Source organism: Niveispirillum cyanobacteriorum, from assembly GCF_002868735.1.
Lineage (GTDB): Bacteria > Pseudomonadota > Alphaproteobacteria > Azospirillales > Azospirillaceae > Niveispirillum > Niveispirillum cyanobacteriorum.
In genome coordinates this window covers 1,599,306-1,612,394 of sequence record NZ_CP025611.1, presented here as the reverse complement: position 1 = coordinate 1,612,394, position 13,089 = coordinate 1,599,306, and the positions used below count along the sequence as shown (strand labels likewise).

Below are 13,089 nucleotides of genomic sequence, written 5' to 3'. Positions count from 1 at the left end.
ACAAAAGAGGTGGTGTTGGATCGAACCTTCGTCATAAGTGACAAAGTGCGCCGCTGCCGGGGCACGGTCAAACCTTCTCCGCGCTCTTTCGTATGGGACGGGGCTACCGTTGCGCGCATGCCACCCCCATCTCTTCACCATCATCTTCGCTTTGGAAAGCCATCGCCCATGATCCGCCGCTTCAGAAAGCTTGCCGGCCTGTCCCTGTCGCCGCTGGTATCGGTGCTGCGCCTGTCAGGGGCCATTGGCATGGGGCGGCGGGGCCTGTCGTTGGAGGGGTTGGCCGATGATATCGACCGGGCTTTTGCCCCGAACGGGCTGGCGGCGGTGGCGCTGGCCATCAACTCTCCCGGTGGCTCTCCGGTGCAATCGGCCCTGATTGGGCGGCGGATTCGGGCATTGGCGGCGGAAAAGAATGTGCCCGTCCTGGCCTTTGTGGAGGATGTGGCCGCGTCCGGCGGGTACTGGCTGGCATGTGCGGCGGATGAGATCACGGCGGATGCCTGTTCCATCGTCGGTTCCATCGGCGTTGTCTCCGCCGGCTTCGGCTTCACGGGCCTGATCGACCGGCTGGGCGTGGACCGCCGCGTCCATACCGCCGGCACCGCCAAGGCCATGCTGGACCCGTTTCAGCCGGAAAAAGCCGAGGATGTGGCCCATCTGAAATCCATCCAGGCGGAAATGCATGAGATGTTCAAGGCCTGGATCCGCGACCGCCGTGGGTCCCGGCTGAAGGCGACGGAGGATGACCTGTTCACGGGCGCCTTCTGGACCGGAGCCAAGGCACTGGAACTTGGCCTGATCGACCGCACCGGCGACATGCGCGCCACCCTGCGTGAACGGTTTGGGGAGAAGGTGGATATCCGCCTGATCAACCCGCCGCGCCGGGCCGGTGTTGGCCGCTTCATCGGGCTGGATGCGCGGTCGCTGGCCGACGGGGTAGCGGATGCGGCATCCGAACGCGCTGCTTTCGCGCGTTTCGGTCTTTGATTTCACTTGCTCCCGTTTCCGGCTTCCCACACTTTGCTGCCATGCTGTCCTTGTCCAAGATCATCACCCTGGTGGGCCTTCTGGCCATCGTCTGGTTTGCATTCCGCCTGCTGGGCAAGGTCCAGCGGGAACGGCAGGCGGCCCTGCGCCGCAATGGCGGCGACCGGGCAAAGACACCGCGCGGCAGCGACCGCAAGGCCCCGACGACCGATACGCAGGAAATGGCCAAATGCGCCGTCTGCGGCGTTTACGTTGCGGCGGGCGCCGCACGCTGCGGCACGCCCGGTTGCCCGCGCTGATATAGAGCTGTTTACGGTTGACCGGAAACAGCTCCGGCGGCGACTGCCGCCGCGCCGCACGTGCGGCGTGAAGCCAAGCTGCGGATGCAGCGCCGGCGCTTGAGGAAAACGAAACCCGGTCTACCAGTGCTGTGAAAAATCGTCTCGTCAGCAACGGTGCGGCGTGAGACTCAAGAACGCGTGAGAAGTGCGTGGACCTGAACGCGCACCCACCGGCCCCGCCCGCCCTGTTGCGGTGGGTGGAATGCCGTGTCCTGCGTCCAAGGAGACCGCAATCCATGACCGCCCTATCCAGCGCCCCCCTTTCCGTGACCCTGGCCGATGTGAAGGACGCCGCAAAGGCGCTGTCCGGCCATATCATGGACACGCCCTGCGTCCCGTCCCGCACCCTGTCGCAACTGACCGGGGCCGAGGTCTGGGTGAAGTTCGAGAATTTGCAGTTCACCGCTGCCTTCAAGGAACGCGGCGCTCTGAACAAGCTGCGCAAGCTGACGGCGGAGGAACGCCAGCGTGGCGTCGTCGCCATGTCGGCTGGCAACCACGCCCAGGGTGTGGCCTATCATGCCGGCCGCCTGGGCATCCCTGCCACCATCGTCATGCCCGAAGGTACGCCCTTCACCAAGGTGGAACGGACCGAGGAACATGGCGCCCGCGTCGTCCTGAAAGGCACCGTCCTGGCCGAGGCAGCGGCAGAGGCCGAACGACTGTCCCGCGAGGAGGGGCTGGTCTTCGTCCACCCCTATGACGATCCCGACGTGATCGCCGGCCAGGGCACGATCGGTCTGGAAATGCTGGACGCTGTGCCGCACCTGGACACGCTGGTGGTGCCGGTCGGCGGTGGCGGCCTGATCAGCGGCATCGCGGTCGCGGCCAAGGCCCTGAATCCCGCCATCCGCATCATCGGGGTGGAGGTGGAAGCCTATCCCGCCATGGCCCAGGCGCTGAAGGGCGAACCGATCCAGGTGGGCGGCGACACCATCGCCGAAGGCATCGCGGTGAAGAATGTCGGCGCCCTGACCCTGGATATCTGCCGCGCCCTGGTGGATCAGGTGGTGCTGGTTCCCGATGTCGCGGTGGAAGAGGCGGTGGCCCTGTTCCTGAACATCGAAAAGACCGTCGCCGAAGGGGCCGGTGCGGCGGGTCTGGCGGCGCTGCTGACCCACCCGCAGCTGTTCCAGGGATCGAAGGTCGGTCTGGTCCTGTGCGGCGGCAATATCGACAGCCGCCTGCTGGCCCAGGTGATCATGCGCCAGTTGGTGCGTGAAAGCCGCCTGATCGCCGTGCGTATCGCCATCCCCGACCGTCCGGGTGCCCTGTCCCGCATCACCGGTCTGGTGGGCGAAGCCGGCGGCAACATCATCGAGGCCTCGCACCAGCGCCTGTTCACGACCACGACAGTCAAGGCTACCGACATCGACCTGACCATCGAATGCCGGTCCAAACGCCACGCCCAACGCGTGGTCGAAACCCTGCGCACCACCGGCGGCCTGACGGTACAGGTGCTGGCGGGTGGGGTGGAGTAGGGTTGATCAGCTCAAAGGGTGTGCTTCCGTTTACCGGAAGCACACTTCTGGTTCACATACCCGTGCAGTCAAACATAATGCACCCAAAATTGTTTGATTTTTACTTATTGTAATATTTTATTTTCAGAATTCGTCTTAATATTTGTCAATAATATTATGTTGAATTTTATGTAAAATCAGCATTTTTGTATAATTCATGATTTGATAGCCTCACCCCTATCATTCTGTGGGGAGGTTGTTTTGAGGGGCTGCTCTATTCAAGGTATGTCGCGAAGTGCGATATCCATATCATTGGTTGGCGCTGTTGCTCTACTCGCGGGATGCGCGACGCCGGCCACGCCGCCGGCGGTTGTGCAGGCTCCACAACAGGTTGCTCAGGCGCAGCAGGTGGCACAGCAGGCGCCGCCCGCTGTGAAGGCCTTGAAGCGTAAAATCGCCATCGGGCGTTTCACCAACGAAACCCGCTATGGCAAGGCGCTGCTGACGGCGGATCAGATTGATCCCTTGGGCCGTCAGACGTCCGACATGCTGTCCGCGCGTCTGGTCGATTCCGGCAAGTTCGTCGTGCTTGAACGCTCGGATCTCGACATCATCAAGGGCGAGCAGAAGTTAGGTGGCACGGCCGGCAACATTGTCGGCGCGGATGTTCTGATCATCGGATCACTGACGGAGTTTGGCCGCCAGACCGAGGGGCAGTCCGGCTTCCTCAGCAACACCAAGAAGCAAGTTGCTCGCGCCAAGGTCGAAGTCCGCGTTGTCGATGTGCGCACGGGCGTGGCCTTCTTCACGACCTCCGGTGTGGGTGAGGCGGCAGTGGAAAACGGCACTGTCATGGGGTTCGGCAGTCAGGCCGCCTATGACGCGACCTTGAATGACAAGGCAATCGGCGCCGCCATTTCTGACATGATGAATGGTCTGGTGGCCAAGCTGGAATCCCGCCCCTGGCGTGCGGATGTCCTGAAGGTTGACGGCGCTCGTGTCTTCATCAGCGGTGGTGCCCGGCAGGGTGTCAAGGCGGGTGACCGTCTTGCCGTTCTGAAGCCCGGTGAACGGGTCAAAAGCCCGCAGACGGGCTTCGAGATTGAGCTGCCGCCCACCAAGCTGGTGGATATCGAGGTGGAATCCACGTTCGGCGACAGTGAAGTGAACGAGGGGGCCGTGGCCCGCGTCCTCTCCGGCTCGCTGGCCGCGGCTGGTCAGGCCGCTCTCATCGTCGGCGAAAGCCAGTAGGAGGTTTAAGATGAAGCGGACAATATTCGCGCTCTTCACTCTTGTACTCGCCGGGTGTTCGTATCCGAATTCGAGTGTCAAAACTGTTGATTCGCGTCCGGCTATCGCCATCGCCAACGCGTCTCCCACGGCTGTGCTGCTGGTGAATGGGGTGCAGATCGGCCCCGCTGCTGCCTATGACGGCGTTAAGGCAAAGCTCCAACTGGATCGCGGCACCCACAAAGTGACCATCCAGGACATGGGACGCGTCGTTTACGAAACCACGGTTTATCTCGGTGACGAGGTGACCAAGACCATCACGGTGCCCTGATCATGAAGAATAGAATGATATTGGCCGCGGCGATGGTCGCGGCTCTGGCTGGCTGCGCTCAGCCGCCGACCGGCAAATACATGTGGGGCAACTACGCCCTGACCCTCTACGATTATCAGCAGGACGCGACCAAGCTGGCGCAGTACCAGGAAGAGCTGGAACGGCTGGCGGTCACCGATCCGAAGACGCAGAAGATCGCCCCCGGTGTCTTCGCTGAACTGGGATATGTGCGCCTGGCCAAGGGTGATGTCCCTGGCGCTGTTGCCATGTTCGAGCGGGAGAAGACGGCCTGGCCGGAATCGACCGTCTTTATGGACAAGGCTATCACGGCGGCCCGCAATGGCACCGCCGCCCCCAAGACCAGCTGAGGATAGACCGATGCGGATGATCAAACTCCTCTCGGCGGGCCTGCTGCTGCTGGGCCTGTCCGCCTGCGCCACGCCGGAAATTCCCAAGAAGGATTTCAGCGCGTTCCGTGACCAGCACCCGCGTTCCATCGTCGTCGTGCCCGTGGTCAACAAAAGCACGCAGGTCGACGCGGCTGACAATTTCCTGGTTACCCTGCCGGGTGCCCTGGCGGAGAAGGGCTATTACGTCTTCCCCGTCCATATGGTGAAGCGGTTCATGGAGGATGAGGGGCTGGCCGATGCCAACCTCGTCCATTCCGCCGACCCGACACGGGTCGCCAATCTGTTTGGTGCCGATGCGGTCATGTTCGTGTCGCTGGAAAAGTGGGATTCGGCCTATGCCGTTCTGGCCACCACGACGACCGTCTCCCTGTCTTATGTGCTGAAGCATGGCAAGACCGGCCAGACAATCTGGACGGATGAGGTCACCCTGGCCTATTCCCCGCAGGCACAGAACAGCGGCGGCAACCTGCTGGCCAGCCTGATTGCCCAGGCAGTTATTGCGGCGGTGGAGCGGGCTAAGCCCAGCTATCTGCCGCTGGCCAATCAGGCCAACAGCATGGCTCTGTACGCCCCCGGTCACGGTATGCCGACAGGTCCATATGATGCCAATCACGGCAAGGATTATTGATCCAGTTCCCTGATTGACAAAAGACGCCACGCCCAAAATCAGGGCGTGGCGTTTTGCTTTCTACGCCGCTCGCACGATCTCCACACCGACCGCTTCGCATTCCGCGAACGCGTCCAGCTTTTCCAGGCGGATCAGGGCCATGGCGGCGCGACCGTCGGACAGCAGGGTAGTGGCCAGACGTTCGGCCAGACATTCCAGCAGGTTGGTATGGCCGTCGGTGACGATGCGGCTGGCCGTGGCCACCAGATCGGCATGGGTCCAAGGCTGGTCCGTGGCCGCTGTCAGCGCCAGTTCCAGGTTCAGGCGCAGGCGCTGCGGCTTCACATATTCATAGTCATAGATGCCGATCAGCGTCGTCACCACCAGATCGCGCACGACCAGCACCACCTGTCCCGCATCGCGCTGCTGCGCGTCGGGGCTTGGGTAGGGAAGGGGGCGGGCCAGGGGCTGCATCATGCCTGCTGCTCTACCATCGGGCCGATGCTGCGACAAGCGACGGGGATGCGGGGGCTGACCCCGCGCTTTCGGCGGGGGGCGGCCTTTCGGTGCCATCCTTAAGGCATGGTGGTGCTGCTTGCCTTCCCCGGATAGAGTGCGCGACATTAGAAAAGTTGAGGCACACGGGGATATTCATGCGTTACGAACAGGATGCGGCACAGCGGGCGACGGTATTGCGGCATCTGTCGCAGTCGCTGGCCGGTGCCGTCAGCCTGTTTGAAAAGCAGGAAGGGGTGAAGCTGGCCACCTTCCCCGATTTCAAGAAGGCGCGCGCCCGCTATCTTGAAATCCAGGCCCTGATCTTCACCATCACGGACAAGGCCGAAGAAGCGCCCAACCGAGGCGTGCCGGCCGACCTGCGCGGCTGGCTGATCCGCATGCGCCTGCGCTCCATCACCAGCTTTACGCGCATGAGCCTAGCTTTCTTCCGTGATCCGCCCGAACTGTTGATCCATGCGCTCGGCGCCTATGACATTCTGGAGGCGGAGCATGAAAGCCTGCAAAGCCTGCTGAATGATTTCGACATGATGCTGATGGAAGCGGCACTGGACGACAAGACCTCCATGGAGTTGGACAAGGTCCGCACCCAGATGGAGGAAATCGTCAGCCTGCTGGTCAAGCACCTGAAAGGCGCCCCGGCGGCGCTGCGCACGTTTGAATAAAATCAGCGGTCACGGTTTTTGACCGTTGATTCGGCGGCGACCGCCGCCGCGCGCCACGTGGCGCGTGAAGCCAAGCCGCGGATGCGGCGCCGGCGCTTGAGGCAACGAAAGTCACCCTATTCCACCCCGAACAGCCCCAGTTGCCAGCGCATCTCCGCCTCATTCATCGGGTAATCCACCCCATGCCGGGCATTCAGCAGCTTGGGCGGCGGCAGGCCGGATTTAAGCTGTAACAGCCGGGCGCAGCGCATGGACAGTCCCGCGCGCCAGGCCAGCGCGGTGATGGCCCTGGCGCTCTGCGTATCGATGATCCGCTGCACCAGCTCTGCTGGCAGATCGGCGCGCAGGGCCAGTGCTTCCCGCACGAACGGCTTGTCGCCCCAGGACAGGGCATCCCAGATGGCGGCCTCGTCCAGCTTGCCTTCGGCCTTCAGGCGGGCGGCCTTGGCCTCGGGCGGTTCCCGCTTCACGTAATCGCGGGCCCAGTCCAGGCGGCGCTGGGTAACCTCCACCACCTCCTGCCGTTCCTGCCGGTCAAACCCCTGGCCTGCCAGTTCGCCCTTGATACTGTCCTCGACAATCCGGGCCAGCTTGCCCAGCAGCGAGGGCGGCAGCAGCGGCTTGGCGGTTGTTTTGGTCATGTCCATCGCGGACAAGGGCTTTTCCACCAGCCGTGACATGGCCCGGTCGGACAGGGCCGCACCGGGATTGGCCAGAAGGCTGGCGGTGGCCACCGGGTCGCCCGTCGCCGCTACCGCCTCTGCGACGGGGGCGGAGACATGGTCGCGCCGCGCGATGGCCTCCAGGACCCAGGGCACGGGCTGGGCCGCGATGATGGCGACCAGTTCTTCGTCCGCCAGATTGACGCAGCCGCGCAGAATGGGTTCCGCCACCTCCCGCGCCACATCGCGGGCCAGACCGGCGATCAGGCCGGGCGGGGCGGATGCGACATCGCGCAGCGCCCCGGCCAAGGCGGCGCGCACCCGCACCACCTGATCGGCGGCCAGCATGGTCAGGGCGTGGTGGGCCAGGTCCCGGATGGCCGCATGCTCCGCCCCCGTCAGGTGCGGCAATGCCCGCGCCAGCTTGCGCGACAGCAGCACGCGTACTTCCGTGTCCAGATCACGCGCCAGCCTGGGTGCGGCCTGCACCGGCGTTTCGGACCGGAACGCGACGGCGCGGCGGACCAGCGGATCGTCATCATCGGCCAGATAATAGAGCAGTTCCGGCGGTGTTTCCGGTTGCAGCGCCAGTTCGGCACGCTGGGCCGGGGCGCCGCTGCGGGCCAGTTCCTTGGCCCGTTCATAGGCCTCAACCGGCAGCGCTTTGTCGGGCCGGTCGGTCATCAGGGATGGGGGCGGGGCAGGGCGGCGGGCGGCATATGCCCACGATCCCCCATCCGTGCGCGGGTTTCAACTGCCGTAATTGCTGATGATGCGGGTAATGGTGCCATCGGCTTCCATCCCCATGATCACGGCATTGAAGCGGGTGATGATGGCGGGGTCGATATTGGCGGCCTGGCTGAACAGGGCGAAGGCCTTGTGTTCATTGACGAACATCGGATGCACATCGATATCGTCCGCCAGACCCAGCTGCGCCGCACGGTTCAGCGCGATACGGTACCCATCGATGAACCCATCGATGCGGTCGCGCATCAGCATGGCCATGGCGCTCTCCCCGTTCTGAACCGGGATGATATTATCGGAGAGAGCGCCGCTGCGCGTCAGATCCTCGAATTCCTGGCTGTAGCGGGACCCCGATACCACACCCAGCCGGAACGGACTGGCCGCCAGGGACGTCAGGTTCTGATAGGGGAACTTGGCGGCATAGCCTTTGCGCACGATCAGGACATTGCGCCCCTCGCGGATGGGCTGGGAGAAGATGCCGAACGCCTCCCGCTCCACGGTGCGGCCCACGCCGACGACCGCATCGGCCTTGCCCTCCTGCACCAGCAGCAGGGCGCGCGGACGTGGTGCAAATTCCCAGTCGATGGCGCAGGGCATGCGCCGGCTGGCCTCGCTTACCAGTTCGATATCGATGCCCGACGGCTTTCCATCCGCGCCCACCGTCTGATAGGGCGGCAACTCCGTCCACACAATGCGCAGGTGGCAGGCCGCGCCTGCGCTGGCCGCCGGCAAGGCGACCAGAAACACGAAAAGGGCCGCAATGGCGGCCAGCGTGGGGCGGATGGGCATATTCATGGCTGCAAAGATTTCACACGAATTTGTTTAAAATGTAACGACCAATTTCAGCATACCCGATGATGCCACAGGGCAGGGTCGTCCATGCCGCGCTTGCGAAGGGGGCGGGCGGGCTTTACCTGTTCAGGCGCAAATCCTTGACCTTGCTCATGAACAGCCCATGACCGACGGCCCCCTTTCCGTCTACCGCGCCCGTCGCGGCACCGGCACGCTGAAGGCCGATCCGGCCCAGGAACTGGCGGCGGAGAAGCTGGAAAGCCTCTGGCATGCCCTGAAGGGCTATCGGCCTGCGACCGGACAGACCGGCTGGCGGGCGCGCCTGGGCTTGACGCGCCGGCCCGATCCCGCCCCCCAGGGCCTTTACATCTATGGCGATGTCGGTCGCGGCAAATCCATGCTGATGGACCTGTTCTTCGAAACCGCCCCGGTGGAGGAGAAGGTGCGGGTGCATTTCCACGCCTTCATGCTGCGCGTGCATGAACGGCTCCACGCCATCCGGGGCGAAGGCCGCGCCAAGGGCGACGAGGTGGTGGAGGTCGCCAAGGAGATCGCGGCGGAGGGCTGGCTGCTCTGTTTTGACGAATTCCACGTCACCGACATCACCAACGCCATGATCCTGGGTCGCTTGTTCACGGCTTTGTTCGATCTGGGCGTGGTGGTGGTGGCGACCAGCAACTGGCCCCCCGAAGATCTGTACAAGGATGGCCTGAACCGGCAGCTGTTCCTGCCCTTCATCGCCCTGCTGAAGGAACGGCTGGATGTGCTGCATCTGGCCTCGGCGCGGGATTACCGTCTGGCCCGGCTGATGGGGGCCAAGGTCTATCACTATCCGCTGACGGCGGGCACGGCACAGGCCATGGCCCAGACCTTCGCTGACCTGACCGACAATGCCACGCCCACTGCCACGCACCTGACGGTGCAGGGCCGCCGCGTGGATGTGCCGCGCTGTGCCAAGGGGGTGGCCTGGTTCACCTTTGACGAACTCTGCGCAAGGCCTCTCGGGGCCGGCGATTACCTCGCCATCGCCACCCATTACCACACCGTCCTGATTGACATGGTGCCCCGCCTGCCAGAGGCACTGCGTAATGAGGCCAAGCGCTTCATGACCCTGATCGACGCGCTCTATGAGCATAAGGTGAACACCATCATCGCCGCCGAGGTGGCCCCCGAACGCATCTATGCCGAAGGCACCCACGCGTTCGAGTTTCAGCGCACCATCAGCCGCCTGATGGAAATGCAAAGCCAGGACTATCTGGCGCGAGAGCATCTGACGTGACAGGGCGTAGCCCAGGCCGGCGACAGGCGGAGCAAGAAAAATGACCGAAGTGCGCAAACGCTCCGTCATGGTCGCCGGCCATCCGACCAGCGTCACTCTGGAAGAACCCTTCTGGGACGCGCTGAAGGAACTGGCGGCGGCGGAAGGCGTCTCCGTCAACGCTTTGATCGAACGCATCGACGCCACCCGCACCGGCAATCTGTCCAGCGCGCTCAGGGTCTATGTGCTGGCGGCGTTTCGAAACTGATTACATTTGCGACCGGTCCTGCCCCGGTCCGAATATCCGCAAAATCCTGATATCGCCTGCGGTCTCCACATCCCCCGTATCGGGATGGACCTCATACATGACGCGGTAGCCATCGACAGGGATTTCCCGTACGCCCGGATGCGCGCCAACCGGCCAGAGAACGGGATTGGTGGCAAGCTCCCGCATGGCGCTTCGGATATGGCGCAACTTGGCTCTCGCCTTCTGCCCGGAGCCCGGTTGCAGCAACCAGTCGCGTATGGCAGCTAGATCACGCAGGGCAGACGGCGTGAATGATAACTGCCGGGGCAATGTTCCTATCTCCCGGCTCTGCGCTCAGCTGCTTTTGGTGGCGGCAGCGAAACATCACCATCCAGCGCGTCCAGCCACGCCTCAACCTCCGGCCCGCTCAACAACAGTCCCCGTGCGGCCTCGGCGCGCGCCTCGTCCAAAAGGCGTCGCTCACGTGCAAGCCGCGGCTCCGCATCGTCGGCGGTCGGGTATTGTGTATTGCCGACATCCGGCATGGGGAACCTCCAGCCCTGATGATAGACCGGAACCGCCCAGCCTGCCACCCTTCTACTTCTTAAAGAACGCCGCCGCTGCCGCCGCGACTTCCTGCTTGTCCTTGATGGCGCCCTTCACGCGCACAATCTCGGCCTCCAGCGCCGCGATATAGTCCTGCAGGTCGCCGACCGACAGGCTGGGCAGGTCCACGGGCTTGGACACTTTCTTGGTGGGCAGCAATTCATCCAGGTCGAAAGCCATCGGTTCCATCCCTATCTTTAGGGCGGTTTTCCTTTGATTGGAAAACCGCTCCGGCGGCGACTGCCGCCGCGCCGCTCGTGCGGCGAAAGCCAAGCTGCGGATGCAGCTCCGGCGACTGAGGACTACGAACTGCTAGAGCGTGTTTCCGGTCAACGGAAATACGCTCTAGTCTTGGCGCCATTCTGCGGTATCACGCCGTTGGCCGCCACCCCGAAGCATGAAGGAACCGACCGATGACCCTGCCCACCACCATGCGCGCCGTTGAGATCACGCAGCCCGGCGGGCCAGAGGTCCTGGTGCCCACCACGCGGCCCGTCCCCCAACCGGCCGCTGGCGAGGTGCTGATCAAGGTGGAAGTTGCGGGCGTCAACCGGCCCGATGTGGTGCAGCGTCAGGGTCTTTACCCGCCGCCGCCCGGTGCGTCGGACCTGCCGGGCCTGGAAGTGTCCGGCACCATCGCGGCCCTGGGCGACGGCGTGACGGGCTGGCAGGTGGGCGACAGGGTCTGCGCCCTGCTGGGTGGTGGCGGCTATGCCGACTATGCCACGGCCCCGGCGGGACAGGTGCTGCCCGTGCCCGATGGGCTGGACATGGTGCAGGCCGCCGCCTTGCCGGAGACGGTTTTCACTGTCTGGACCAATGTGGTCGAACGCGCCGGCCTGTCGGCGGGTGAGAGCTTCCTGGTGCATGGCGGCACGTCGGGCATCGGCACCATCGCCATTCAGCTTGCCAAGGCCCTGGGCGCCACCGTCTTCGCCACCGCCGGCGGGGCCGACAAGGTGGAGGCCTGCCGCAGCCTAGGTGCCGATCATGCCATCGACTACAAGACCCAGGATTTCGTTTCGGTGGTGAAAGAAGCCACGGGTGGCAAGGGCGTCAATGTCGTTCTGGATATGGTGGGCGGCGATTACCTGCCTCGCAACATCGACTGTCTGGCGCTGGAAGGCCGTCACGTCTCCATCGCCTTCCTGCGTGGACCCAAGGTGGAGGTGAATCTGGCACCCATCATGATGAAGCGGCTGACCCTGACCGGCTCCACCCTGCGCGCCCGCACAACCGCGCAGAAGGCGGCGCTGGCGGCGACCGTCCGGGAAAAGGTCTGGCCGCTGGTAACGGGTGGTCAGGTGCGCCCCGTGATTGCCAAAACATTCCCCCTGGATGCCGCTGCCGACGCCCACCGGTTGATGGAAAGCTCTACCCATATCGGTAAGATCATGCTGGTTCTGTAATCCCGTTACACCCAACCCTTAAAAATCCCGTGGCTTGTCCCGTCTCGGAACGCTATAGGTGAACGGGTCGTTGACTTGTCCGTCCGGTTGGCTGCGCGGGGCCCCTCCCGCGCGCGACGGGCGGCTTTTGCGTTAACGGATTGATTTTCTGCCGGCTGGGTGCCGGCGAAGCGTTTGAGGAGGAAGCATGGCACAGCCCCTGATGCCGAAGGCCACCGCCGTCTGGCTGGTCGAGAACACCAGTCTCACCTTCGAGCAGGTTGCGGAATTCTGCGGCATGCATGAGCTTGAAGTGCAGGCCATTGCCGACGGCGAAGTGGCGGTGGGCATGGTTGGCCGTGACCCGGTGGCCGGCGGCGAACTGACGGCGGAAGAGATCGCCCGCGTCGAAGCCAACCCCAACCTGAAGCTGCGTATGCGTGTGCAGGACCTGCCGCAGCCGGTGGCCCGGTCCAAGGGTCCGCGCTACACCCCGGTGACCAAGCGCGGGGACAAGCCGGATGCCATCGCCCACCTGCTGAAGGCCCATCCGGAACTGTCGGATGCGCAGATCTGCAAGCTGATCGGCACCACCAAGCCGACCATCGCCGCCGTGCGCGATAAGACCCACTGGAACGCCGCCAATATCAAGGCGCGCAACCCGGTCCTGCTGGGTCTGTGCAGCCAGCGTGAACTGGACGCCGCCCTGGAACGCGCCCGCCGTGGCCGCCCGGAACCGGAAACCCCGGACATGGACGCCGTGGACGAGGATATGGACCCGGCGGTGGCCGAGGACGAAGAGTAACCGGCACCTTGTGTCGTGTGGAAATTGGCCGGCTCGC

The 13,089-nt window shown here is 63.9% G+C and carries 17 protein-coding genes; 12 read left to right on the top strand and 5 right to left on the bottom strand.

What is annotated here, in order from left to right; genetic code table 11:
- Positions 1 to 168: 168 nt before the first annotated feature.
- The 7 genes from C0V82_RS07295 to C0V82_RS07265 all read left to right on the top strand — a co-directional run bounded on the left by C0V82_RS07295 (position 169) and on the right by C0V82_RS07265 (position 5,390).
- The gene (locus C0V82_RS07295) at positions 169 to 990 is read left to right on the top strand and encodes a S49 family peptidase (protein WP_102111759.1); all 822 of its coding nucleotides are present in this window, start codon (positions 169 to 171) and stop codon (positions 988 to 990) included.
- Between the two features lie 41 nt (positions 991 to 1,031).
- Positions 1,032 to 1,289, top strand: coding sequence for a hypothetical protein (locus C0V82_RS07290; protein WP_102111758.1), 258 nt, complete (start codon positions 1,032 to 1,034; stop codon positions 1,287 to 1,289).
- 278 nt (positions 1,290 to 1,567) lie between these two features.
- Entirely contained in the window at positions 1,568 to 2,812 is a 1,245-nt protein-coding gene (locus tag C0V82_RS07285; protein WP_102111757.1) for a threonine ammonia-lyase, read from the top strand.
- Positions 2,813 to 3,199: 387 nt separating this feature from the next.
- On the top strand, positions 3,200 to 4,042 hold the full coding sequence (locus C0V82_RS07280; protein WP_245924195.1) for a CsgG/HfaB family protein: 843 nt from the start codon (positions 3,200 to 3,202) through the stop codon (positions 4,040 to 4,042).
- Between the two features lie 10 nt (positions 4,043 to 4,052).
- A complete protein-coding gene (locus tag C0V82_RS07275; protein ID WP_102111755.1) occupies positions 4,053 to 4,352 on the top strand; it encodes a hypothetical protein in 300 nt (99 codons plus the stop codon).
- A 2-nt stretch (positions 4,353 to 4,354) separates the two neighbouring features.
- Positions 4,355 to 4,720 (top strand): DUF4810 domain-containing protein, encoded by a 366-nt coding sequence (locus C0V82_RS07270; protein ID WP_102111754.1) that lies wholly within the window; start codon positions 4,355 to 4,357, stop codon positions 4,718 to 4,720.
- 10 nt (positions 4,721 to 4,730) lie between these two features.
- Positions 4,731 to 5,390: a DUF799 domain-containing protein gene (locus C0V82_RS07265; RefSeq protein ID WP_102111753.1), complete on the top strand. Its 660-nt coding sequence runs from the start codon at positions 4,731 to 4,733 to the stop codon at positions 5,388 to 5,390.
- Between the two features lie 60 nt (positions 5,391 to 5,450).
- Here C0V82_RS07265 and C0V82_RS07260 read toward each other — a convergent pair whose 3' ends face one another.
- Positions 5,451 to 5,846 (bottom strand): dihydroneopterin aldolase, encoded by a 396-nt coding sequence (locus C0V82_RS07260; RefSeq protein ID WP_158659790.1) that lies wholly within the window; start codon positions 5,844 to 5,846, stop codon positions 5,451 to 5,453.
- Positions 5,847 to 6,022: 176 nt separating this feature from the next.
- Between C0V82_RS07260 and C0V82_RS07255 the strand changes: the two genes are divergently transcribed.
- Positions 6,023 to 6,550 (top strand): hypothetical protein, encoded by a 528-nt coding sequence (locus tag C0V82_RS07255; protein WP_102111751.1) that lies wholly within the window; start codon positions 6,023 to 6,025, stop codon positions 6,548 to 6,550.
- Between the two features lie 116 nt (positions 6,551 to 6,666).
- Here the strand turns inward: C0V82_RS07255 and C0V82_RS07250 are convergent, their stop codons facing one another.
- A complete protein-coding gene (locus C0V82_RS07250; protein WP_102111750.1) occupies positions 6,667 to 7,896 on the bottom strand; it encodes a DUF2336 domain-containing protein in 1,230 nt (409 codons plus the stop codon).
- A 66-nt stretch (positions 7,897 to 7,962) separates the two neighbouring features.
- Positions 7,963 to 8,751 (bottom strand): substrate-binding periplasmic protein, encoded by a 789-nt coding sequence (locus C0V82_RS07245; RefSeq protein ID WP_102111749.1) that lies wholly within the window; start codon positions 8,749 to 8,751, stop codon positions 7,963 to 7,965.
- Positions 8,752 to 8,911: 160 nt separating this feature from the next.
- On the opposite strand from C0V82_RS07245, the gene zapE reads away from it, so the two are divergent.
- Entirely contained in the window at positions 8,912 to 10,027 is a 1,116-nt protein-coding gene (gene zapE / locus C0V82_RS07240) for a cell division protein ZapE (protein WP_102111748.1), read from the top strand.
- Between the two features lie 40 nt (positions 10,028 to 10,067).
- Positions 10,068 to 10,274 (top strand): ribbon-helix-helix domain-containing protein, encoded by a 207-nt coding sequence (locus C0V82_RS07235; RefSeq protein ID WP_102111747.1) that lies wholly within the window; start codon positions 10,068 to 10,070, stop codon positions 10,272 to 10,274.
- Here the strand turns inward: C0V82_RS07235 and C0V82_RS07230 are convergent, their stop codons facing one another.
- Together C0V82_RS07230 and C0V82_RS07225 are read right to left on the bottom strand one after the other, a co-directional pair.
- A complete protein-coding gene (locus C0V82_RS07230) occupies positions 10,275 to 10,583 on the bottom strand; it encodes a type II toxin-antitoxin system RelE/ParE family toxin (RefSeq protein WP_102111746.1) in 309 nt (102 codons plus the stop codon). It lies immediately after the preceding gene.
- A gap of 267 nt (positions 10,584 to 10,850) precedes the next feature.
- Positions 10,851 to 11,039 (bottom strand): DUF1192 domain-containing protein, encoded by a 189-nt coding sequence (locus C0V82_RS07225; RefSeq protein ID WP_245924194.1) that lies wholly within the window; start codon positions 11,037 to 11,039, stop codon positions 10,851 to 10,853.
- A 233-nt stretch (positions 11,040 to 11,272) separates the two neighbouring features.
- Here C0V82_RS07225 and C0V82_RS07220 point away from each other — a divergent pair, with 233 nt between their 5' ends.
- Both C0V82_RS07220 and C0V82_RS07215 read left to right on the top strand, forming a co-directional pair.
- Entirely contained in the window at positions 11,273 to 12,268 is a 996-nt protein-coding gene (locus C0V82_RS07220) for an NAD(P)H-quinone oxidoreductase (RefSeq protein WP_102111744.1), read from the top strand.
- A gap of 187 nt (positions 12,269 to 12,455) precedes the next feature.
- The gene (locus C0V82_RS07215; RefSeq protein ID WP_102111743.1) at positions 12,456 to 13,052 is read left to right on the top strand and encodes a DUF1013 domain-containing protein; all 597 of its coding nucleotides are present in this window, start codon (positions 12,456 to 12,458) and stop codon (positions 13,050 to 13,052) included.
- Positions 13,053 to 13,089 lie beyond the last annotated feature (37 nt).

What these genes read in the sequence shown, in the direction of transcription:
- C0V82_RS07295 (WP_102111759.1), top strand. Translation starts at nt 169, where the DNA reads ATGATCCGCCGCTTCAGAAAGCTTGCCGGCCTGTCCCTGTCGCCGCTG.
- C0V82_RS07290 (WP_102111758.1), top strand. Translation starts at nt 1,032, where the DNA reads ATGCTGTCCTTGTCCAAGATCATCACCCTGGTGGGCCTTCTGGCCATC.
- C0V82_RS07285 (WP_102111757.1), top strand. Translation starts at nt 1,568, where the DNA reads ATGACCGCCCTATCCAGCGCCCCCCTTTCCGTGACCCTGGCCGATGTG.
- C0V82_RS07275 (WP_102111755.1), top strand. Translation starts at nt 4,053, where the DNA reads ATGAAGCGGACAATATTCGCGCTCTTCACTCTTGTACTCGCCGGGTGT.
- C0V82_RS07270 (WP_102111754.1), top strand. Translation starts at nt 4,355, where the DNA reads ATGAAGAATAGAATGATATTGGCCGCGGCGATGGTCGCGGCTCTGGCT.
- C0V82_RS07265 (WP_102111753.1), top strand. Translation starts at nt 4,731, where the DNA reads ATGCGGATGATCAAACTCCTCTCGGCGGGCCTGCTGCTGCTGGGCCTG.
- C0V82_RS07260 (WP_158659790.1), bottom strand. Translation starts at nt 5,846, where the DNA reads ATGATGCAGCCCCTGGCCCGCCCCCTTCCCTACCCAAGCCCCGACGCG.
- C0V82_RS07255 (WP_102111751.1), top strand. Translation starts at nt 6,023, where the DNA reads ATGCGTTACGAACAGGATGCGGCACAGCGGGCGACGGTATTGCGGCAT.
- C0V82_RS07250 (WP_102111750.1), bottom strand. Translation starts at nt 7,896, where the DNA reads ATGACCGACCGGCCCGACAAAGCGCTGCCGGTTGAGGCCTATGAACGG.
- C0V82_RS07245 (WP_102111749.1), bottom strand. Translation starts at nt 8,751, where the DNA reads ATGAATATGCCCATCCGCCCCACGCTGGCCGCCATTGCGGCCCTTTTC.
- zapE (WP_102111748.1), top strand. Translation starts at nt 8,912, where the DNA reads ATGACCGACGGCCCCCTTTCCGTCTACCGCGCCCGTCGCGGCACCGGC.
- C0V82_RS07235 (WP_102111747.1), top strand. Translation starts at nt 10,068, where the DNA reads ATGACCGAAGTGCGCAAACGCTCCGTCATGGTCGCCGGCCATCCGACC.
- C0V82_RS07225 (WP_245924194.1), bottom strand. Translation starts at nt 11,039, where the DNA reads ATGGCTTTCGACCTGGATGAATTGCTGCCCACCAAGAAAGTGTCCAAG.
- C0V82_RS07220 (WP_102111744.1), top strand. Translation starts at nt 11,273, where the DNA reads ATGACCCTGCCCACCACCATGCGCGCCGTTGAGATCACGCAGCCCGGC.
- C0V82_RS07215 (WP_102111743.1), top strand. Translation starts at nt 12,456, where the DNA reads ATGGCACAGCCCCTGATGCCGAAGGCCACCGCCGTCTGGCTGGTCGAG.